This window comes from Citrobacter sp. Colony219 (assembly GCF_019382635.1).
Classification (GTDB): Bacteria; Pseudomonadota; Gammaproteobacteria; order Enterobacterales; family Enterobacteriaceae; genus Citrobacter; species Citrobacter youngae.
Window position 1 is genome coordinate 3,149 of sequence record NZ_CP080033.1, and the last position, 248, is coordinate 3,396.

Annotated in this window: 1 pseudogene; it reads right to left on the minus strand. The window is 55.2% G+C overall.

Annotated elements, in window-relative coordinates:
- Positions 1–248, minus strand: a pseudogene (locus JTI85_RS00015) (HlyD family efflux transporter periplasmic adaptor subunit); the annotation flags it as partial.

Here is a 248-nt window from a genome sequence, read left to right on the forward strand (position 1 = left end):
AGCTCTGGCGGAATACGCGCTTTGACGCGAAACATCAGCTTCAGCCGTTCATCACTGGTTTCGACCGTTTTCGGTGTGAACTGCGCGACGCTTGCCACAAAGCTGATGGTCGCAGGAATACGCAGATCCGGCGCGGCATCCAGCACCAGGCGAGCTTCACCGCCAATCTTCAATAAACCAGCCTGTTCGGTCGGTAAGAAGAATGTCATGTAGACATCGCTGAGATCGACCATATTCAGCACGCGCCC